The following is a 20,134-nucleotide window of genomic DNA, read 5'->3' as shown; positions in this document are numbered from 1 at the left end:
CGAATTGCCGCGGGGCGCACAACCTTTGACGGCTCCCGGGAGTCTGCATCGTGTACCGGCAGGCGTCCGCCGACACGCGCCCGCCGGACCGGCCTCCGCACGGGCATCGGCGGAAACGCTCCCGGCACCCACGACTTGTTCAGGGAAGAGCTCTACAGGTGACCACGACCGCAGACACTCCCGCGCCTCCGGAGGACTCCGCAGCGGACACGGAAGGAAGTGACGACGGCGCGATATCCGGGGCGCCGGACGGGCCGAAGCGCCCCCGGCGCCGCCGGATCCTGCGCCACGTCGCACTCGCCACCTCTCTGCTGCTGCTGGCCTCCGCAGGAGTGGCCTGGTACGGCTTCCAGCGCCTGGACTCCAACATACGCACCGACGACGCCACCGCCGACGAGCTGCTCCGGCACGAGGACGACCGGCCCCAGCAGGTCGCCGAGGCCAAGGAGGCCCTGAACATCCTGCTGATCGGCTCCGACGACCGCAGCGGGGGCAACAGCAAGTACGGAAGGGCCGAGGGGCGCCGCTCGGACTCCACGATCCTGCTGCACGTCGCGGCCGACCGCGGCAGCGCGACGGCGGTCAGCATCCCGCGCGACCTGATGGTGGACATCCCCTCCTGCACCGCGGACGACGGCACCGCCACGGCCGCGCAGAAGGCGCAGTTCAACTGGGCGTTCCAGTTCGGCGGGGCGGCCTGCACGATCCTGACCCTGGAGCAGCTGACCGGCATCCGGATCGACGACCACCTGATCGTCGACTTCACCGGGTTCAAGGAGATGGTCGACGCGGTGGAGGGCGTCGAGGTCTGCCTGACTGAGCCGGTGACCGACAAGGAGGCCAAGCTGGACCTCCCGGCCGGCCGCCAGACGCTGTACGGCGAGGACGCGCTGGCGTACGTGCGGGCCCGGCACGGGTTCGGCAACGGCAGCGACACCGAGCGGATGGGGCGCCAGCAGGCCTTCCTGGCCTCCCTGGTGCAGAAGGTGCAGAGCAACGGGGTGCTGCTCAACCCCGCCAGGCTGTTCCCGCTGGCGAGCGCCGCCACCTCCTCCCTGACCGCGAGCGGCGGCCTGGACTCGATCGGCGAGCTGTACGAGCTGGCCTCCGGCCTGCGCTCCACCCCGACCGAGAACTTCGTCTTCCTCACCGTGCCGCGCGAGCCGTACGCCCTCAACGCCAACCGCGACCAGCTGGTCCAGCCGGCCGCCGACGAGCTGTTCGAGGCGCTGCGCAACGACGAGCCGGTTGAGGTCGCCGCCGGGAAGGACTCCGGGGAGAAGTCCGGGAAGGAGTCCGGGGAGGGGACGCCGGAGGCCGGAAACGGCTCCCCGTCCGCCGGCGGGGGCCACGTCCGGGCCGCCGGGCCCTTCGGGAGCGCGGCGGACGGACCGGTGCAGCAGGCGGGTTCGGCCAGGACCGGGGACTCCGCGTCGCCGTCGGCCTCCGCGTCCGCGTCCCCCTCGTCGTCACCGTCGTTCGACGGGACGACGGCCGGAAGGGACGTATGCGGCGGAAAGTGACACACGGAGCCGGAACGACCTCTGCGGATATTGGAAGGTTTGACCAGTTGTAGGGGATCGGAACTTGTCATCGGCGTGTTCAGGCGCTGGACTGGGCGGCTAATGTGAGCCGTCCGGCCTGGTCCCGTGGCCGGCACGCGCACGTATCGACCGTAGTGCGCCTTGGGGGAGGCGCCGCGTGGCACCGACGGAGGGCACAGGCGACCGTGGACTCGCATGGCCGTAGGTACAGCGGCCCGGACGGCCCGGACCGTTCCGGAGACATCGACCCCGCGGACCAGTGGGTGTTCGATCCGGACACCGGCAGCTACCAGCTGCGGCTGGTCCAGGACGACCGGCCGGGGACCGGCACGTCCGACAGAACCACCGGAACCACCGGCGGCACGGCGGAAGCCGGCGCCCCGACGGCCTCCCCCGGAAGATCCCGCCGCGTACCCGAGCAGCGGCGCGCTGCCGAGCAGCCGCCGTCCGGGGGCCGCCGGGCGGCCCGCGCCGCGGCGGGGCGCGGACGCAGGCCGGCCCCCGAGCAGGAGCGGGGGACGGGGCGCCGCAAGGCCAAGGCCGGCCGCAAGAAGGCCCTGCACTGGACGGCGGGCGGCCTCGGCTTCCTGCTCGTCGCGGGCTGCGGCGGCGGCTACTACGCCTACCAGCACTTCAACGGCAACCTGAACACCGTCGACGTCGACCTGGGGGGCGACCGCCCGGCCGGCGCGGACGGGCCGATGAACATCCTGGTCATCGGCACCGACAGCCGCCAGGGACTGGGCAAAAAGTACGGCGACGAGGGCAGCGTCGGGCACGCCGACACCACCTTGCTCTTCCACGTCTCCGAGGACCGCACCAACGCCACCGTGCTGAGCATCCCGCGCGACATGCTGGTGGACGTACCCGACTGCTCCACCAAGCAGGCGGACGGCTCCGCCGTGTCGATCCCGGGCACGCAGCAGGTCCGGTTCAACACCAGCCTCGGCCAGGGCGGCAGGGACCCCGGCTGCACCTGGAAGACCGTCGAGGAGCTGACCGGGATCCGGGTCGACCACTTCATGCTGGTGGACTTCAACGCGGTCAAGACGCTCTCCACCGCGATCGGCGGCGTCGAGGTGTGCGTGGCCAAGGACATCAACGACTCCAAGTCGAAGCTGAACCTCACGGCCGGCCGGCACGTCGTCCAGGGCGAGGACGCGCTGGCGTTCGTGCGCACCCGCTACTCGGTCGGCATGGGCAGCGACCTGAGCCGCATCGAGCTGCAGCAGCAGTTCGTCGGATCGATGGTCCGCAAGATGAAGTCCGGCGACACCCTCACGGACCCGAAGAAGCTGTACAGGCTGGCGGACGCGGCCACGAAGGCGCTCACCGTCGACAGCGGCATAGGCAGCGTGGCGAAGCTCACGAGCCTGGCCCAGGACCTCAGCCAGGTGAACACCAAGAACATCACCTTCGCCACGGTGCCGGTGGTCGACAGCGCCGACGGCGCCACCGTCGAGCTGAACGAGGCCAAGGCCAAGCCGCTGTTCGCCATGATCAGGGCGGACCGGTCGCTGACCGAGGTGAAGAAGAAGGACAAGTCCAAGGGCAAGTCCGCCCCGAAGCCCACCGAGACCTCGAAGGCCGACCCCTCCGAGGTCCGGGTCACCGTGGTCAACGGCGGCGGGCCGGTGGGCGCCGCCCAGGACACCGTCGCCTGGCTCCAGAACGACCAGGGGGTGGCCCTCTCCAGCAACGGCGGCAACGCCGGCGCCACGCAGGCCGGGACGACCCTGGAGTACGCGCCCGGCCAGGGCGACCAGGCGCGCACCCTCGCCGAGATGATGGGCCTGCCCGACTCCGCGCTGAAGGAGACCGGGAGCGCGGCGGCGGAGGACGAGCCCATGACGCTGACCCTGGGCAAGGACTACGAGGGCGCCGGGACGCCGATCGCCGCACCGACCAAGGCCCCCGAGGGGGTGCAGAGCGTCAACGGCGGGGACGAGAACGTCTGCGCCAAGTGACACCGCACTCCGGGTGTGACGGAGGCCACTGTGCGGCGCCGGTGCGGTTCGGGGGGCAACCGAACCGGCTCGCCCGGACGTGTCAGGATCTGACCACACATCCGCGATGCAGCAGTGCGACGGGTCGGCACACGCTGCGGCTGCGCACCGCGCCGGACCACCGGGTCCGGCGCGGTCCTCGACCGACGAGTGGGCCACCAGGAGGCCGTTGATGCGCGAAGGCGCCCGTACCCGTCCCCTCACGCCGGGGCCGAGGAGGCCCGGGGACGGCGCCGTCCCCGGCGCGCGGCCCGGCACGCCGCACACGGGCGGCACCGGCGGCGGGGCCGTCGCCCCGCCGCTCCCGGACGGGCGCGGCGGCAGGGGCCGGAAGGCCCTGAAGTGGACGGCGGTCGTGGTCTCCGCGGCCGTCCTCGCCGGCGCGGGCGCCGGCTACGTCTACTACGAGCACCTCAACGGCAACCTGGACAAGGACCGCCTCAACCTGGGCGACAACCGGCTGGACAGGGCCGAGGCCAACGAGTTCGGGCAGACGCCGCTCAACATACTCCTGCTCGGCTCGGACAGCCGGGCGTCCAAGGAGAACCAGAAACTCGGCGGGGCCAAGAAGGACGCCGGCCGCAAACCGCTGGCCGACGTGCAGATGCTGCTGCACGTCTCCCCCGACCGCAGCAACGCCTCGGTCGTCAGCATCCCCCGCGACACCCGGGTGAAGATCCCCAAGTGCACCGACCCGGACGACGGCACCGTCTACCCGGAGACCGACGACACCATCAACTCCAGCCTCCAGCACGGCGGTCCGGGCTGCACCGTGGCCGCCTGGGAGGAACTGACCGGCATCCCGGTCGACCACTTCATGATGATCGACTTCGCCGGTGTGGTGTCCATGGCCGACGCCGTCGGCGGAGTGCCGGTCTGCGTGGACGCCAACGTCGAGGACTCCGACTCGGGGCTGAAACTCACCGAGGGCGACCACACCATCAGGGGCGAACAGGCCCTGCAGTGGCTGCGCACCCGCCACGGCTTCGAGGACGGCAGCGACATCGGCCGCACCCACGGCCAGCACATGTACCTGAACGCGATGATCCGCCAGCTGAAGTCGGGCACCAAGCTCACCGACCCGGGCAGGCTCACCTCGCTCGCCGAGGCCGCCACAAAGGCGCTGACCGTCGACGACGGGCTGGGCAGCGTCAAGAAGCTGTACGACCTGGGCGAGCAGCTGCAGAAGATCCCCACCGACCGGATCACCATGACCACCATGCCGTGGCAGCAGGACCCGCAGAACCCCGGCGCCCACGTCATACCGACCGCGGACGCCGAGAAGCTGTTCTCGATGATCCGCAGCGACACCCCGCTGGACGGCAGGGGGAAGAAGGGGAAGAAGGAGAAGGGCTCCGCGAGGCCCGAGGACGCCCCGGCCGCACGCGACGGGATCGCGGTCACCGTGCTGAACGGCACCGGAACCGTCGCCCAGGCGCCCGTCCCCGGCCGCGCCGCGGCGGTGGCCGGCCTGCTGACCGCGGACGGCTTCACGCAGGCCGCGGCCGACGCCGTGCCCAAGTCCCAGGCGGACACCACGGTCTCCTACCCGTCCGCGGACCTCGAGGCCGACGCGAAGCTGGTGGCCGAGGCCCTCGGCGTTCCGGGGAGCGCGGTGCGCAAGTCGTCCGCCGTGCAGTCGGTGACCGTGGTGGTCGGAGCCGACTGGCGGGAGGGCCGCACGTACCCGGAGAAGCCCGCCGCCGGGCAGGACGACAAGGCCCCCGACAGCGCCTCCGCGCTCAACGCCGCCGACGACGGGGCCTGCATGAAGGTCAACCCGCGGTACTCCTGGTAGCCGACACGGGCTTTGCCGGGCGGCTTCCCGGGGCGGACTTCCCCGGCCCGCCGGGCCGGGGAAGTCCGCGGCCCGGCGGGCCGGCGGGCCGGTCAGGCCGGGGTGTCGGAGGGGGCCCCGGCCGCCGCCGTGCCCGCGCCGCCGTCGGCGGGCGCCGGGCGGCGGCTGGCGATGACCTTGCGGGCCAGGGACCTGGGGCTGGTCAGGAAGCCCCAGCCCCAGGACATGTGCATGGTCGCCAGGGCGAGCGGGATCCGCGCCCGTGCCGCGACCGGCAGGCCCTTGCCCGCCGGCACCGAGCCCACGACGACGGCCGCGAGGTACCCGCCGGGGACGATCCAGCCCACCGGGTGCAGCAGGGCCCCCGCCACCGCGCCGGCCGCGATGGCCAGCAGGGCCGCCGGCGGCGCCAGGTAGCGCAGGTTCACCGACCCGCGGTGGTAGCGGGTGACGACGCGGCGCCAGCGCCCGTAGTCCTTGTACTGCTTGGCGAGCGCGCGGACGCTGGGGCGCGGCCGGTAGGACACCCGCAGCTCGGGCGAGAACCAGATCAGCCCGCCCGCCTCGCGGATGCGGTAGTTCAGCTCCCAGTCCTGGGCCCGGATGAACTCCTCGTTGTAGCCGCCCTGCTGCTCCAGGACCTCGCGGCGGAAGACCCCCAGGTAGACGGTGTCCGCGGGCCCGGCGGCGCCGCCGGTGTGGAAGGCGGCGTTGCCGACGCCGATCCTCGACGTCATGGCGGCGGCGACCGCGTGCTCCCAGTCGTTCTCCCCCTCGGCGTGCATGATGCCGCCGACGTTGGCCGCCCCGGTCTCGCGCAGCAGCCGGACCGCGGTGGAGACGTAGTCGGGGCTGAGCATGCCGTGGCCGTCCACCCGCACGACGACCGGGTGGCCGGAGGCGGCGATCGCGGCGTTGAGCGCCGCCGGGGTCCGGCCGGTCGGGTTGGGGACCGTGCGCACCCGCCGGTCGGGCAGGGAGGCCGTCTCGGCCACGAGCTCGGCCGCGATCTCGTCGGTGCGGTCCGTGGACGGGCCCAGGGCGATCACGACCTCGGTCTCGCCGGGGTAGTCCTGCTCCAGGATGTGCCGCACGGCGGTGCGCAGGTGCCGTTCCTCGTTGAGCACCGGCATGATCACGGAAACCGCAGGGAGCGGCTCGGCGGCGGAGCCGTTGTCAGTCGTCGCAGTCATATCGCGGCACACAGTACCCCGCCCGGCCGGGATCCCGGTCCGGCGGCCCGGGGCCGCGGGGCCGGGCCGGGCGGCGCGGGGCGGAAGAGGCCGGAGGGGACAGGAAGAGACCGGAGGAGAAACGTTCATCCTTCTGTGTGGCCGGGACCGGACGGCGGCGTGTGGACCCCTCCGCGCCCACCGGCCGCTCCTAGCCTGACCGGCCCAGGCTCCCCCTCCCGGAGGTGTGCTTGATGCCGTCCCCGAACACCCGGCCGTCACGCCCGCCCGAGCCCGCACGGCCGCTCCGGCGCCCCGCGGCGGACACGGCCCACCGGGCCGTACCGCGGGCTCGGAACCGCCCGCACGGCCGCCGCCGGCCCCGTTGGGCGGCGCGCGGCGCCCTCGCCCTGTCCGCGGCGGTCCTGGCCACCAGCGGGATCGGCTGGTCCCTGGCGGACCGGCTGGACTCGAGCATCGACCGGGTCGACCCCTTCGCCGGGACGGCCGCCCGCCCCGGCGGCGGAGACGACGACGGCCTGAACTTCCTCCTCGTCGGCACCGACGGGCGCGACGGCCTGGACCCCGCGCGGAGCAAGGAACTGCGCCTGGGCGGCGAACCCTGCAACTGCACCGACACGATCATGCTGGTGCACGTGTCCGCGGACCGCGACCGCACCAGCGTGGTCAGCATCCCCCGCGACTCCTACGCCGACCTGCCGCCCCGCGTCGAGCCCACGGGCCGGGCGGGCCGGGCGGGCCGGGCGGGCCGACAGGCCGGCCGCGCGGGGAAGATCAACGCCGCCTACGCCCGCGGCGGCCCCGGCCTCACCGTGCGGACCGTGGAGAGGATGACCGGGGTGCGCATCGACCACTACGTCGAGGTCGACTTCACCGGCTTCATGAAGACCGTGGACCTCGTCGGCGGCGTCCCCGTGTGCACCACGCACCCCCTGAAGGACCCGCACTCCGGACTGGACCTGCCCGCGGGCACCACCGTCCTCGACGGCGGCCGCGCCCTGCAGTACGTGCGGGCCCGGCACCTCGACGGCTCCTCCGACCTCGGCCGCATGCACCGCCAGCAGCGTTTCCTGGCCCAGCTCGTGGAGACGGCGGCCGGCAGCGGCTTCCTGACCGATCCGGTCCGGCTCGGTCGGCTCGCCCGCACCCTCCTGGACTCCGTCCGCGCCGACGAGGGCCTCACCGCCGGGGACCTCCTCCTCCTCGGGCGGGCGATGAAGGACCTGGAGCCGGGCTCCTCGGAGTTCGTCTCGGTGCCCCTGTCCGGCAAGGAGGTGAAGGTGCCCGGCGGCGGCTCCGCCGTGCGGTGGGACGAGGAGGAGGCCCGAAAGCTCTTCGCCGCGGTCCGCGAGGACCGCCCCCTCGCGGACCGCGCGGACCGCCGGCCCCCGAAGCGGCGGGAGGGCGTGCCGGTCGACGTCGACCCCGCCTCGGTCCGCGTGCAGGTCCGCAACGGCACGGCCGTCCCGGGCCTCGGCGCGCGCACCCACAGGGCGCTGCGCGCGACCGGCTTCCTGACCGCGGGCCCGGCGGGCAACGCCGGGCGCACCGACGTCACCCACACCGTCGTCAGCTACGACCCCCGCTGGGACCGCTCGGTGCGGTCGCTGGCCGCCGCGCTGCCCGGGGCCCGGCTGGAACCGGTCGAGGGCCGGGGCGCCACGATGCTGGTGACCGTCGGCAGCGACTTCGCGCAGCGGAAGGTGCGGACCGTCCGGTCGGCGGACCCCCTGAACCGGGCCGGTGCGAACGGCACGGGCGCGGTCACCGGCGACCAGGTGCTCTGCGACCCGTGACGCCCGCCGCGCCCCGGGCGGGAGAGGGCCCCGGTGGCGCCGTCCACCGCGGCGTCCCCTCAGCGGGTGGACGGCACGGTCTCCGCGGCGCACTCGGCCGCCGCCCGCCACACCTCGGCGACGAGTTCCGGCATCCGGGTGCTCTGCACCTCGGTGGCGAGCTCCTTCAGCCGGGTCACCGCGTGCATGTCGCCGGAGCGGGCGGCCAGCCTCTCCCGGAGGATCCGGAAGCGGATCCGGTCACGGTACGTGAAGAGCTGGAGGCACTTCCCGGCCTCCTCCGCGAGCTCGGCCGCGCGGCCGGAGTCACCCTGCTGGAAGGCCACCTGGGCCCGGAGGAAGAGGAACTCCTGGCGGTGCCGCGGCGGCCCGGCGAAGTCCAGTACCGGTTCGACGACCGACAGCAGCTCCTGCGCCCGGTCCAGTCTCGGCGGCAGGCTCTGGAGGCAGAGCGAGGCCGCTCCCAGCCGGAGCCGCATCCAGAGGGTGATGTCCTCCCGGCTGTCCAGGGCGTCGATCGCCTTGTCCAGGTACCGGCGCGCCCCCTCGGCATCGCCCTGGCGGGTGCTCACGGTGGCGGCGGTCCAGTACGCCTCGGCGGTCAGGGCGCCCCGCTCGGACGGCAGCGCGGCGAGGATGTCGAGGCTGAGCCGCTTCGCCTCGTCGACGTTGCCCAGTTCCGCCTCCGCGGAGACCAGGAGCAGCCGGCTGCGGAGCAGATCGGCGGCGGGGACCCGGACGCGGTGCTGCTCGCCCAGTTCCAGGGCCTCGCGGACCGCCTGCCGGGCCAGCTCCATGTCGCCGCGGTTGCGGGCGCACCGGGCCACCCGCTGCTTCGTGTAGATCTGGAGCACGGGACGCGCCAGTTCCTCGGTGAGCTTGGCCAGTTCCTCGAGGACGTTGCGCTCTTCGGGAAACTCCCCGAACGAGGAGTGCAGTTGGGCGAGCAGGGCCAACGCCTGCCAGCGGGTCGAGGAGTCCGCGTCCGCGGCCCGCTCGAGTCCGTCCGCGAGGAGGTCGCGCATCTCGGCGTCACGCTCACCGTCCGGCCGGGACGCCAGGGTCGCGACGAGGTCCGAGAGGTCGTCCCCCCTGTCCTCGGTGAAGCTCTCGACGGGGACGTCCAAGCGGTCCGCGAGGTAGTCGACGGCGCGCCGGGTGGGAGACCTGGCACCCGACTCCAGACGGGAGAGGTACGCCGCGGACATTCCCGGCCCGGTCAGCTCCGCCTGGGTCTTGCCCTGCTGCAGCCTCAGTTGACGCAGGCGTCGTCCAAAGCCAGGTTGCTCCAGCATGCGACCACCGTCTTCGAGGGTTTCGTCCAATGCTCCACACAATGTGTCGGGGGAGCTATTCTAGCTCCCCCGACACATTGTGACAAAGATTGACTCGCGTTGGTAACCGCACCCCCGGGAGCCTCGCAACTCCAGAAACGAGCGAAGAGCGAGCGGCGGACTACGGCCAGTCGATCATGCTGCCGGCGCCGATGGCAGCGGTCCGCGCCTCCCCCGCGCCCGCCGGCAGCGTCCCCGCGAGGAGAAGAGCGAAAAAGGCGAGAGCCAATGCACGAGCAACCAAGGTCTTCTTCATGGAAATCCTTTGCCGGAACTCAGTGATCGCTTGCGGCGGAGCGGTGTCAACATATCGATTCTGATGAACATTTGACAAGAGTTGGCAAGGGAGAAAATTCTCGGCCCGTACACACCGGCTTCACTGGATCTTCATCGACTCCTCAGGGGGACCCGGGATAAAGACGCTGTTCGTACTCGGGGCCGTAGCGGCGCTCCAGGGACTCCAGCGAGGCCTCGGTCCACTCCGTCGCCCGGGCGATCCGGGCCCGCGAGGAAACCGATTCCGGAGCCCACGAGTCCGTGTCCCACAGCCTCGCCCTCATGAACGACTTGGCGCAGTGGAAGTAGCACTCCTCGACACTCACCACGAGGGCCAGCCCCGGCCGGTTCCCCCGGACCGTCATGTCGTCGAGAAAGGGGGCCGAGCGGACCAGGCGCGCGCGGCCGTTGACCCGGAGCGTGTCGCCCCGCCCCGGAATCAAAAAGATCATTCCCACCCTCGGGTTCTGCAGCACGTTGCGCAAGGTGTCGAGCCGGCGGTTTCCCGGCCGGTCGGGCACCGCGAGCGTCCGCTCGTCGAGAATGCGCACGAACCCCGGCGGATCGCCCCGCGGGGAGACGTCGCACGTCCCGTCGGCCGCGGCGGTCGCGATCAGGCAGAAAGGCGAGTTCCGGATCCATTCGCTCTCGTACGTGCGAAGAACCGGCGTCGCCTTGCGGAACACCACGGGGTTCGCCGGCCCGACCAGCTCCCGCAGTTCCTCCTCGGTGGTCACCTCCTCGTACTCCACGGGTCACTCCGCCGGGTCGGGCGCCGTGCTGATCCGGACCGTCGCGCACGCCTTCTCGCACAGCGCCACCGCGGCGTCCGCGTCCGGGGCCACGGCGATCACCTGGCCCGGGCGGTCCCAGCTCGACCGCAGCGGGCGGACCGTGCTCCCCCGCTCCACCGCCAGATCCACGTCGAGCACTCCGGCCAGGGACCTGGCCGCCTCCAGCCCCTCGACCGCCGTCACCGTGCCCGGCTCGGCCCCCAGGAACCGGGTGGCGGCCGCCCGCAGCGGGGCCGGCCGCTCCTCCAGGGCCGGCAGCCCCCCACCGGGCCAGGCCACCGTGTACCTCTCGATGTCGAAGCCGTACGCCTCCTCCACCAGGTCCCTGATCCGGTCGCCCCCCGGCCGGTTGTGCGACTCGATCACCAGCGGCCCGCGCTCCGACAGCCGCACCTCCGTGTGGCTGGGACCGCTCGCCACCCCCACCGCGTCCAGGAACTCGGTCACGCACGCCACGACCGCCGCCTCGTCCGCCGGGGTGATCCGGGCCGGCACCACGTGCCCGAGCTCCACGAAGTTGTCGTACGTCAGCTTCTCGGTGACGGCCGCCACCACGTGGCGGCCCCCGAAGGTGAACGCCTCCACGCTGAGCTCCGGACCGGAGATGTACTCCTCCATGAGGAAGCGCTCCAGCGGGAAGAAACGGGCGAACTGGTGGTCCGAGTGGCGCAGCCGGGCGATCGTCTCCCACACCTCGTCGAGCCGGTCCGCCGACTCGACCAGCTGGAGTCCCAGGCTGCCGATGCCGTCGACCGGCTTGACGATGAACGGGTACCCGTGGCGCGCGCCGAAGGCCTCCAGGCTCCCGCGGTCGCCGACCTCCTCCGCGGCGACCGAGATCGACGGGGCCGCGGCGGCCAGGTGCCGGCGCATGCTCAGCTTGTCCCGCAGCAGGCGGGTCACCTCGTGGGAGACCCCGCCCAGGCCCAGCAGGTCGCTGATCCGGCCGGCCGGCTCCACACCGGCCTCCGTCGTGGTCGCCACGCTCGTGAAGCCGTAGACGCGGTGCGCGGCGGCAACCAGGGGACCGGTCACCGACCAGTCGGTGTAGTCCACGAGCAGCGCCGCGTCCACCAGGGAGGCGTGCTCGGTGGTGAACTGGTCGGGCTGCTGGAGGTGGACGACGCCCAGGCCCTGCTCCTTCGCCTTGCGGATGTTCTCGATCCGGCCGCCGACGATCAGCACGTGCTGTTGGGACATGATGCTCCTTGACATGGAAAGTACGGTGGTGCGGTCCTCCGGGCAGGCGGGTCTCACACGCCGGCGGCGGGCTCCGCGTCCTCGGCGAGCTCCACCACGGCCCCGGCGGCCAGCTCCCGCGCCAGCTCCCGCATCCGGCCGGGGGAGTCGCAGTCCAGGACCGCCCACGCCAGCCGGTCCCCCGAGTCCTCGGCGGGACGCACCCGCGCACCCGGCGCCAGCCTGGCGTCGTACCGGGCCACCTCCGGACGGCCCGCCCACGAGGACAGGTCGAGTGCGGCAAGTGTGCCCGTGCCCGGGGACGAGAGGAAGAGGCTGCCCGCCGAGCGCACCGGGCCGTGGCCGTCCGGCACGGACGGCTCCTCGCCCAGGGCGAGACGCAGGCACGCCCCGAAGACGTCGAACCCGTGCGCGCGGGCGACGAGTTCCATGATGTGGTCGCCCGGGGTGCGGACCGCCACCTCCATGATCACCGGCTCGTCGTCGGCGACCGCCCGGAACTCCAGGTGGGCGACGCCGGTCACCATGCCGAGCGCGGCCACCACACCGCGGCACAGCTCGTCCGCCGCCTTGCGCAGCACCGGGCGGTCCGCTCCGTGGCCCGCCTCGTGGAGCAGTTCCACGAAGTGCGGCGGGCCGGTGGTCTCCTTGCGGGTCAGGTTGGTGAACAGCACCCGGCCCCGGTGCACCAGGGCCTCCACGCTGTACTCCCGGCCCTCGACGTACTGCTCGACGAGCAGCGGTCCCTCGGCGTCCCGGCGGGCGACCGCGTCCGCCCAGTCGTCCGGGGTTCCGATCCGCTCCACGCCCTGGCTGCCCTGCGAGGACACCGGCTTGACCACGACGGGCAGCCGCTCCAGGGCCCAGCCGGTGGACTCCGACAGCCGCCGGGTGTGGCGGTGGGCCGGCTGGGGCAGGCCCGTGCGGCCGAACTCGGCGCGCTGCAGTGCCTTGTTGCGGGAGACGACCGCGGCGTCCAGCCCGGGACCGGGCAGCCCCAGCCGGTGCTGGACCATCGCAGCGGCCAGGACGTGCGGCTCGGCGAACGCCCAGACGGCGTCCGGCCGCAACCGGGCCGCCAGCGTCGCCGCGGGCGCCGTCCAGCTCTCGTCCCGGCCGGCGGCAGCCTCGTCGACGGGCTCGAAGTCCACGATGCAGGGGAAGCGGTCCGCGAGCGCCGCGTGCCGGGCGGGGGTCTCCACGACTCCCACCCGCAGCCCCATGGCCCGGGCCGCGTGCAGGTACCCCTCCGCCATCACCCCGGCCCCGACCAGGAGGACCGTGCGCTGCTGATCGTCTGCCATCTTTCGTACTCCCAAATCTTTCTCGTGGCGGGGTCAGCCCGCCGGGAGGTCCGGGCCCGGCGGGTTCGCGTCCGGCGGCGCCGGGCAGGGCGGTTCCGGCAGCGCCGGGCAGTCCGCGTCCAGTGCCGCCGCGCACAGCAGCCGTTCGAGGGCGTCCGTCCACCGCTCGGCCCACCCCGGTGGGTGGACCGCGGTGTCGACCTGCAGGAGCAGCCGGATGCCGAAGGCGTCCACGTCGGCGCTGAGGTAGTGGCCGGCCCGCCACGGATCGGCGTCGGCCTCCTCCGTCACGGCCCCCGCCGCGGCGTCCGCGAGTTCCGCGGCCGTCGCCGGACGGACGGGCAGGGCCGTGGAGCGCGGCCGATGGTTGAGGGTGGGGGCGGCGTCCAGCCGTACTCCGCGCTCCTCCTCCACGGCTCGGAGCAGCGCGGCCAGCCGGTCGGGCGGGCAGCCGCCGGCCCGGAAGGCGCGCAGCGAGGCCGCCGCGGTCCGGCGCACCAGTTCGTGGAAGGTGGCTCCGGCCGTGTCCACGCAGCAGGGCACGGGCTGGGACAACGGCAGAACGGCCGCCGCGGTCTCGGGCCGCAGCCGGTTCGCCGAGATCAGCTGCACCGTCCCGTACCGGGTGGCGGCCGTGCCGTCACCCGGTACGGGAGCGGCCCTGGTCGCGTCGAGGGCGGCCAGGGCGGCCGCGAGGACGGTGGCCGGGGACTCCCCGGTGCGGGCTGCGACGGCGCCGACGGCGAGGTCCAGGGCGGGCGAGCGGCGGCGGAGGAACCGGTACCGGGGCCCGGCCGGAGGGGCGCCCGCCGGCCGCGGGGCGCCCGGCGTGCGGCGGTACGCCTCCTCGGCGAGGCGCAGGGCCCGCTGCGCGGCCCTCTCCCCCGCCGGGGACGCCTCGGCGGCCGCCTGTTCGCGCGGCCCGCGCGACGGACCGCCCGGGGCCGGGGCGGTGCGGGCCACCGGATCGGCCTCGGCGATCCGCTCGACCAGGTACGCGGAGACCGGGACCAGCGCGTACGCGTCCACGGCGACATGGCTGAACGCCAGGGCGAGGTGGCTCGCGCGGCCGCCCTCGGTGACGAGCGCCGCGCGCAGCGGCCAGCACTCCGTCACGTCCAGGGGCGGGGCGGCGAGCGCGTCGAGGACGGCCCGCGCACGGTCCCCGGCGGCAGCGGGCGCCTCGTGGACGGCGAGGTGCAGGGTGCCCCGGGTGTGCACCCGCTGGCGCACGCCGCCGGGCCCGTCCCGGACGATCCGGCTGCGCAGCACCTCGTACCGTTCGACCAGTCCGCGCAGCGCGGCGGCGGCGTCGTCCTCGGTCGTCCCCGCGCGCAGCCGGTACAGGCGGGGCACGTTGAGCCCCCGCCCGTGGGTCCGGGCGGCGTCGACCTCGGCCAGGTAGTACTGCTGGCTCCAGGTCAGCGGCACTTCGACCGCGCCGTCCGCCCCCGCGTCCGCCGGCACAGGGCCGGCGGCGCAGAAGTGCACGGGGACGGTGCGGACCGGGGGCGCGGACGGCGCCGTGGCGGAAGCGGTGCGGGACACGGCCCTACGCCTCCGGGGCGGTCTCGTCGAGGGGCGACCAGGTGAAGGTCAGCATGTCGCCGGCCGCGCGGGCGCGGGCCAGGGCCTGCTCGCGGTCGGCGCCCTCGGCGATGATCCAGGCGGCCCGGTCGCGGTTGGAGCCGTTGGCCCGGTAGTCGATGCCGGCCTGGACGCCGGGCCGCAGGTGCACCTCGTGGACGCCGTCGAGGGCGAGGGCCTCCTCCGTCCCGTCGACCGCGTCGAGGTGGCCGCTGGAGCGGAGCATCAGGAAGTGGATGGCGGCTGTGCGGTCGGCGTTCAGCGTCAGGTCCGGCGTGCCGCCGAGCAGCGCGGTCATGTGGAGGCGGCACATGTCGACGCCGCTGGCGATGCGGACGGCCTCGGGAATGCGGTCCCCGGCGATGCGGCCGTTGACCTCGATCACCCGGGCGTCCTTGCCGTCGGCGGTGAGCCTGAGTTCGACGTGGGACGGGCCCCAGGTGATGCCGACGGCCTTGACGGCGAGTTCGGCCTTCTCGACGAGCAGGCGCTCCTGCTCCCTGGGCAGGGAGGCCGGGAAGACGTGGCCCATCTCCAGGAAGAGCGGCGGCTCGCTGCCGATCTTCTCGGTCAGGCCGAGGACCTTGCCGTGCATGATCTCCGCGGAGTACTCGGCACCCGGGACGCACTCCTCGACGATCACCTTCGGGGTGACCGTGTGGCCGAGGTACTCGCCGAGCCGCATGACCTCCGCGGTGATGGCGGTGACGTCCTCCGCGTTCTCGCAGCGGCGGACGAACAGGCTCCCGGTGAGGTCGAGCGGCTTGACGACGACGGGGTAGCCGATCTCCTCGGCGGCGGCCGCGGCGGCCTCCGGCGTTCCGGCGACCCGGAACAGCGGGTTGAGGCCGGGCACGCCGGCCATCGCCTCGCGCATGGCGGACTTGGAGCGGCAGACGGCGGCGGCGGCCGGATCGGGGCCGGCCAGGCCCAGCCGGGCGGCGACGCGGGCGCCCATGTCGCAGTAGTACTCGTAGACGGAGGTGACGCCCACGAGCTCGCCCCTGGTGGCGAGCTCCTCGCAGAAGGCCACGATCGCGTCGGCGGAGTCGACGTCGCAGGCGCGGATCTCCACACCGAGTTCGGCGTAGTCGTGGAGCAGCGAGGGGTGCAGGTGCTCCGGTTCGGCGGCCAGGATGACCGGCGTGATGCCCTGCTCCAGCAGGAAGCGTGCGCAGTCCTGGCCGGCGCCGGTCCACGGGGAGTCGATGAACACTACGTAACGGGGGGACACTGGGTACTCCATTCGGTCGTTCCAGGAGGGTGGGGCACGTCTCAGGCGCGCAGGGGAGTGCCGTCCGCCGACGGGGACTCCTCGGGTGCGGGGATGTCACGCAGGGGGCGCAGCCGGGAGAGGACCAGCCACAGGACGCCCGCGCTCATGCCGATGCCGCCGACGAGCAGGGCGCCGCGGACCCCGAGCCACTCGCCCAGGGCCCCGCCGGCGATCGAGCCGAGCGGCAGGATTCCCCAGACGAGGAAGCGCACGCTGGCGTTCATCCGGCCGAGCAGCTCCGGCGGGCACAGCTGCTGCCGGATGCTGACCTGCCCGACGTTGTAGACGACGATCCCGAAGCTCATGACGAACCAGGGCACGGCGAACAGCAGGCTCCGCCAGCCGCTCTCGGCGAACGGGATGAGCAGCGCGGTGGGCACGGTCAGCAGGTACGAGGTCCACATCATGCGCACCTGGCCGAACCGGCGGCCCAGGCGGTCGGCGAAGGAGGCTCCGAGCACCCCGCCGACGCCGCTGACGGCCATCAGGACGCCGACGGCGGTGCCGGACAGCCCCATCTCGTCGACCAGCAGCAGCATCACCAGCGGCAGGGAGACCGCGTAGAAGAAGTTGTAGGTGGCGGCGGAGCCGGTGATGGCCCGGAAGACCGGTTCGCGCAGGACGAACCGGAGGCCCTCGCGGATCTCGGCGCCCATGCGGCGCCGCTCGGTGCGCTCCGGGACCGCCTCGGGCGTGCGGATGCGGGAGAGCAGGAACGCGGACACGACGTGGGTGGCGGCCTGGACGGAGACGGTGGCGACGGCGCCGGCGAGCTGGACCAGCCCGCCGCCGAGGGTGGGGCCGGCCAGCCGGGAGACCGCGTTGGTGCTCTCCAGCCGGGCGTTGCCCTCGACCAGGTTGTTCCTGCCGACGACGACGGGGATGTACGACTGGTAGGCGATCTCGAAGAACGCGGTGGCGAGGCCGACGAGGAGCGTCACTGCGAGCAGGGCGTGGAACGTGACCAGGTCGAGGACGAAGCCGAGGACGATCACCGCCATCAGCAGGGCCCGCAGCAGGTCGCAGACGATGAGGATCGGGCGGCGCCGCGACCGGTCGACGAAGACGCCCGCGGGCAGGCCCACGAGGAGGAAGGCCACCGTCTGCGCGGCCTGGAGCAGCCCCATCTGGAACGGGGTGGCGGACAGGGTGCCGGCCGCGAGGAGCGGGATGGCGACCCTGGTCATGTTGGTGCCGACCATGCTGACCGTCTGCGCGCCCCAGAACAGGCGGAACTCGGGGTTCTTCAGGAGGCTCATGCGCTGTCCTGGTGGCCGACGGTGAGGCTGCGGGTCCAGACGCCGGGGCCGGCTATGAAGGAGTTGTTGCTGCGGTTCACCCGGACGCGGCCGTCGTGTCCGTCGATGGAGCGGAGCAGTTCGAAGACGTTGCCGGCGAGGGTGGTGTTGCCTGCGTTGCGCCGGGTGCCGTCGGGGGCGACGAGCACGGCGTTGGCGCCGATGGAGAAGTCCCCGGTGATGGGGTTGGAGGTGTGGGCGCCGTTGGCCTGGACCACGTGGAGCACGGTGCGGCCGGGGCGGACCTCGGTGCCCAGGTCGTCGGTGTGGCTCAGCAGGAGGTGGCCGGGCTGGACGGTCGGCATCTCCCCGTTGGCGCCGCGGTGGGCGGAGCCGGTGGCGGGCGCGCCCGCCGCGGCGGCGGTGCGGCGGGAGGAGAGGAAGCCGCGCAGGATGCCGTCCTCGACGAGCACGGTGGGGCCGGTGGGGGTCCCCTCCCCGTCCCAGGGGGTGGGGAGCGGGCAGTCCGCGGACGTGGGGTCGTCGAGGAGCGTGACACCGGGTGAGGCGACGCGTTCGCCGACGCGGTCCTTCAGCGGCGAGCGGCCCTCGAGGACGGAGTCGAGGAGGAACGCGGGGGCGACGAGGGTGAGCAGCCGGGAGAGCACCCGGCCGTCGACGAGCAGGTCGTCGTGGTCCAGGGCGGTGGCGGGCCGGGAGGCGAGGACCCGGGCGAGGGAGGTGAGTCCGGGCAGTTCGGTGCGCTCGGCTTCGTCGAGGAGTTCCTCCACGGTGCGGCCGAAGAGCTGGTGGCCGATGTAGCCGGTGCCCTCTCCGCGGGCGGTGATCCGGACGAAGAGCTGCGCGACGCCGGTGTCGTACTCGGCGGGGCCGGTGCCCGCGCGGTGGAGCCGGACGCGGGTGCGGTCGGCACGGGCCCGCAGCTCGACCTCCAGGTCGCCGGCGCCCCCGGTGAGGGCGCGCAGGCGTTCGGCGGCGTCGGCGCCGATCCGGGGCGGGGGGGCCGCCGCGGGGGTGCGGGGGGCGCGGTCCGCCCGGGGGGCGGGGACCGCGTTCCCGGCGGCGAGGACGCGGCCGACGTCGAGGGCGGTGGTGACCAGGGCGGGGTCGGTGGCGCCGGGGGCGTTGCGGACGGCGTAGCCCTCGTTGCCCTCGGCCCACACGGTCAGCGCGGTGGCGCCGGAGGAGACCTCGCTGCGGCGTTCGACGGTCCCGGCGCGGCAGACGAGTTCGTCGGTCTCGTGCCGGGCGGTCCAGACCTCGGCGTCGGCGCCGTGCCGTGCGGCCTCGGCGAGGAGGACCTCGCTCGCGCAGGTCCTCGTCCCGACGCCGGCGGTGTGTTCCCGGGAGGCGGTCATCGGTTCGTGCCTCCCACCAGGAGGGAGCCGACCCGGAGAGTCGGTCCGACGACGCCGACCGTCACCCACTGGCCGAACTTGCCGCACTTGGCCGCGCCCACCGTGCTGTCGTCGGCGACGGCGTCGATGTCCCTCAGCACCTGTGTTCCCGTTCCCGTGATGGTGGTCTCCTCGACGGGGTCGGTGACCCGCCCGTTCTCGATCAGATGGCCGTTGGTCACCCGGAAGGTGAACTCGCCGGTGGATTCGATGACTTCGCCGCCGCCGACGTGTTCGGCGTAGATGCCGTACTCGGTGGAGGCGATGATCTCGTCGACGGTGGAGGTGCCGGCGGCGAGACAGGTGTTGGTCATGCGCGGCTGGGGCGGCTGGAGGGCCGTGGTGCAGCGGCCGTTGCCGCTCGGTGCGAGGCCCAGCCGCGCAGCGGACTCCTGGTCGGTGAGCCAGCCGGTGAGGACGCCGTCCTCGATCAGGGTGGTGGGGGTGGCACGCACCCCTTCGTCGTCGTAGGCGTACGAGCCGACGGCGCCCGGGACGGTGGGGTCGTCCCTGAGGGTGACCAGCGGGGAGGCGATGGTCTCGCCCATCCGTCCGGCGTAGACGGAGCCGCGCAGCACCTCGTCGCCCTCCAGCGGGTGGCAGCACGCCTCGTGGAGCAGGACCATGCCGCGGCCGCCGGCGACGACGACGGGCATCCGGCCGACGGGGGCGGGCCGGGCCGCCAGGCCAGTGACGGCGCGGCGGGCGACCTCGGCCCCGGCGGCACGCATGTCGATGCCGGAGAGGGGGCCGCTGACGCCGGGGGTGTAGAAGCCGGTGGCGACGCGGCCGCCCTTGCGGGCGATGACGCGGACCGTGAGGTAGCTGAGCAGCCGGGTCTCGTCGTGCACGAGGCCCTCGGAGTCGACGAGGCAGAGGTCCTGTTCGGCGAGTTCGAAGTCGATGACGACCTGGGCGACGGTGGGGTCGAAGTCGCGGGCGGCCTGCTCGAGTTCGCGCAGGGCGGTGAGTGCCGCACCAGGTTCGGTCCAGGCGGGGGCCCGGCCGGGCCCGGGGTCGTGGAGGCCGGCGCCGGCGGCCCGGGAGCCGTCCGGGGCGGTGCCGCCGCCCCCGGCGGCGGTCCGGGCCACGGACGGGTCGAAGCCGGAGACGGAGCGGTGCAGGAACGTCTCGCGCGTGACGTACCGCGCCGCGGTGGCCTGTCCCCACTGCACGCTGATGTCGCTGACGCGGCCCTCGGCGAGCCGGCCGCTGGTGCGGTGCCAGGCCTGCACCTCGCCGGACGCGGCCAACTGGTCCTTCGGGCGGTTCCGCCGGAGCTCGGCGGCCAGGTCGTGGCCCACCGCCCGGAGGGCCTCACGCGGGTGCATCGTTGGTCTCCTTGGCAATTCGGGATGTTCGGGCGCGGC

The 20,134-nt window shown here is 73.7% G+C and carries 15 protein-coding genes; 4 read left to right on the top strand and 11 right to left on the bottom strand.

The features are described 5' to 3' along the window. Window positions 1-158 precede the first annotated feature (158 nt). The 3 genes from GQS52_RS16995 to GQS52_RS16985 all read left to right on the top strand — a co-directional run bounded on the left by GQS52_RS16995 (window position 159) and on the right by GQS52_RS16985 (window position 5,348). The gene (locus tag GQS52_RS16995; protein WP_182314242.1) at window positions 159-1,523 is read left to right on the top strand and encodes an LCP family protein; all 1,365 of its coding nucleotides are present in this window, start codon (window positions 159-161) and stop codon (window positions 1,521-1,523) included. Window positions 1,524-1,807: 284 nt separating this feature from the next. Further along, window positions 1,808-3,511 (top strand): LCP family protein, encoded by a 1,704-nt coding sequence (locus GQS52_RS16990; RefSeq protein WP_259370826.1) that lies wholly within the window; start codon window positions 1,808-1,810, stop codon window positions 3,509-3,511. Window positions 3,512-3,722: 211 nt separating this feature from the next. Next, entirely contained in the window at window positions 3,723-5,348 is a 1,626-nt protein-coding gene (locus tag GQS52_RS16985; RefSeq protein ID WP_182314240.1) for an LCP family protein, read from the top strand. Between the two features lie 92 nt (window positions 5,349-5,440). Here GQS52_RS16985 and GQS52_RS16980 read toward each other — a convergent pair whose 3' ends face one another. Next, entirely contained in the window at window positions 5,441-6,541 is a 1,101-nt protein-coding gene (locus tag GQS52_RS16980; protein ID WP_182314239.1) for a glycosyltransferase family 2 protein, read from the bottom strand. A 233-nt stretch (window positions 6,542-6,774) separates the two neighbouring features. Here GQS52_RS16980 and GQS52_RS16975 point away from each other — a divergent pair, with 233 nt between their 5' ends. Beyond that, a complete protein-coding gene (locus GQS52_RS16975; RefSeq protein WP_182314238.1) occupies window positions 6,775-8,337 on the top strand; it encodes an LCP family protein in 1,563 nt (520 codons plus the stop codon). Between the two features lie 59 nt (window positions 8,338-8,396). Here GQS52_RS16975 and GQS52_RS16970 read toward each other — a convergent pair whose 3' ends face one another. The 10 genes from GQS52_RS16970 to GQS52_RS16930 form a co-directional block, all read right to left on the bottom strand. After that, window positions 8,397-9,632, bottom strand: coding sequence for a helix-turn-helix transcriptional regulator (locus GQS52_RS16970; protein WP_182314237.1), 1,236 nt, complete (start codon window positions 9,630-9,632; stop codon window positions 8,397-8,399). A 160-nt stretch (window positions 9,633-9,792) separates the two neighbouring features. Next, window positions 9,793-9,927, bottom strand: coding sequence for a hypothetical protein (locus GQS52_RS27910; RefSeq protein ID WP_259370825.1), 135 nt, complete (start codon window positions 9,925-9,927; stop codon window positions 9,793-9,795). 142 nt (window positions 9,928-10,069) lie between these two features. Then, complete coding sequence (locus GQS52_RS16965; RefSeq protein ID WP_182314236.1) at window positions 10,070-10,699, bottom strand: MSMEG_1061 family FMN-dependent PPOX-type flavoprotein; 630 nt, start codon at window positions 10,697-10,699, stop codon at window positions 10,070-10,072. A gap of 3 nt (window positions 10,700-10,702) precedes the next feature. Next, the gene (locus GQS52_RS16960; protein ID WP_182314235.1) at window positions 10,703-11,941 is read right to left on the bottom strand and encodes an ATP-grasp domain-containing protein; all 1,239 of its coding nucleotides are present in this window, start codon (window positions 11,939-11,941) and stop codon (window positions 10,703-10,705) included. Between the two features lie 53 nt (window positions 11,942-11,994). Further along, window positions 11,995-13,245, bottom strand: coding sequence for an ATP-grasp domain-containing protein (locus tag GQS52_RS16955; RefSeq protein WP_182314234.1), 1,251 nt, complete (start codon window positions 13,243-13,245; stop codon window positions 11,995-11,997). A 33-nt stretch (window positions 13,246-13,278) separates the two neighbouring features. Then, window positions 13,279-14,793 (bottom strand): condensation domain-containing protein, encoded by a 1,515-nt coding sequence (locus GQS52_RS16950; protein WP_182314233.1) that lies wholly within the window; start codon window positions 14,791-14,793, stop codon window positions 13,279-13,281. A 4-nt stretch (window positions 14,794-14,797) separates the two neighbouring features. After that, window positions 14,798-16,078: an ATP-grasp domain-containing protein gene (locus GQS52_RS16945; RefSeq protein WP_182314232.1), complete on the bottom strand. Its 1,281-nt coding sequence runs from the start codon at window positions 16,076-16,078 to the stop codon at window positions 14,798-14,800. A 29-nt stretch (window positions 16,079-16,107) separates the two neighbouring features. Further along, window positions 16,108-17,367 (bottom strand): MFS transporter, encoded by a 1,260-nt coding sequence (locus GQS52_RS16940; RefSeq protein ID WP_182314231.1) that lies wholly within the window; start codon window positions 17,365-17,367, stop codon window positions 16,108-16,110. Continuing rightward, window positions 17,364-18,725 (bottom strand): metallopeptidase TldD-related protein, encoded by a 1,362-nt coding sequence (locus tag GQS52_RS16935; protein WP_182314230.1) that lies wholly within the window; start codon window positions 18,723-18,725, stop codon window positions 17,364-17,366. Before GQS52_RS16935 ends, GQS52_RS16940 begins: the two co-directional genes overlap by 4 nt. Further along, window positions 18,722-20,095 (bottom strand): TldD/PmbA family protein, encoded by a 1,374-nt coding sequence (locus GQS52_RS16930; RefSeq protein ID WP_182314229.1) that lies wholly within the window; start codon window positions 20,093-20,095, stop codon window positions 18,722-18,724. Before GQS52_RS16930 ends, GQS52_RS16935 begins: the two co-directional genes overlap by 4 nt. Between the last annotated feature and the right edge of the window lie 39 nt (window positions 20,096-20,134).

Source organism: Streptomyces sp. SCUT-3, from assembly GCF_014083985.1.
In the GTDB taxonomy this organism is placed as follows: Bacteria; Actinomycetota; Actinomycetes; order Streptomycetales; family Streptomycetaceae; genus Streptomyces_H; species Streptomyces_H thermolineatus.
The sequence above is the reverse complement of the archived record's forward strand: the minus strand, read 5'-3'. Positions and strand labels throughout refer to the sequence as shown.

Coding starts and splice junctions, on each gene's coding strand:
- GQS52_RS16940 (WP_182314231.1), bottom strand. CDS start 17,367: ATGAGCCTCCTGAAGAACCCCGAGTTCCGCCTGTTCTGGGGCGCGCAG.
- GQS52_RS16980 (WP_182314239.1), bottom strand. CDS start 6,541: ATGACTGCGACGACTGACAACGGCTCCGCCGCCGAGCCGCTCCCTGCG.
- GQS52_RS16975 (WP_182314238.1), top strand. CDS start 6,775: ATGCCGTCCCCGAACACCCGGCCGTCACGCCCGCCCGAGCCCGCACGG.
- GQS52_RS16985 (WP_182314240.1), top strand. CDS start 3,723: ATGCGCGAAGGCGCCCGTACCCGTCCCCTCACGCCGGGGCCGAGGAGG.
- GQS52_RS27910 (WP_259370825.1), bottom strand. CDS start 9,927: ATGAAGAAGACCTTGGTTGCTCGTGCATTGGCTCTCGCCTTTTTCGCT.
- GQS52_RS16935 (WP_182314230.1), bottom strand. CDS start 18,725: ATGACCGCCTCCCGGGAACACACCGCCGGCGTCGGGACGAGGACCTGC.
- GQS52_RS16960 (WP_182314235.1), bottom strand. CDS start 11,941: ATGTCCCAACAGCACGTGCTGATCGTCGGCGGCCGGATCGAGAACATC.
- GQS52_RS16945 (WP_182314232.1), bottom strand. CDS start 16,078: ATGGAGTACCCAGTGTCCCCCCGTTACGTAGTGTTCATCGACTCCCCG.
- GQS52_RS16970 (WP_182314237.1), bottom strand. CDS start 9,632: ATGCTGGAGCAACCTGGCTTTGGACGACGCCTGCGTCAACTGAGGCTG.
- GQS52_RS16955 (WP_182314234.1), bottom strand. CDS start 13,245: ATGGCAGACGATCAGCAGCGCACGGTCCTCCTGGTCGGGGCCGGGGTG.
- GQS52_RS16930 (WP_182314229.1), bottom strand. CDS start 20,095: ATGCACCCGCGTGAGGCCCTCCGGGCGGTGGGCCACGACCTGGCCGCC.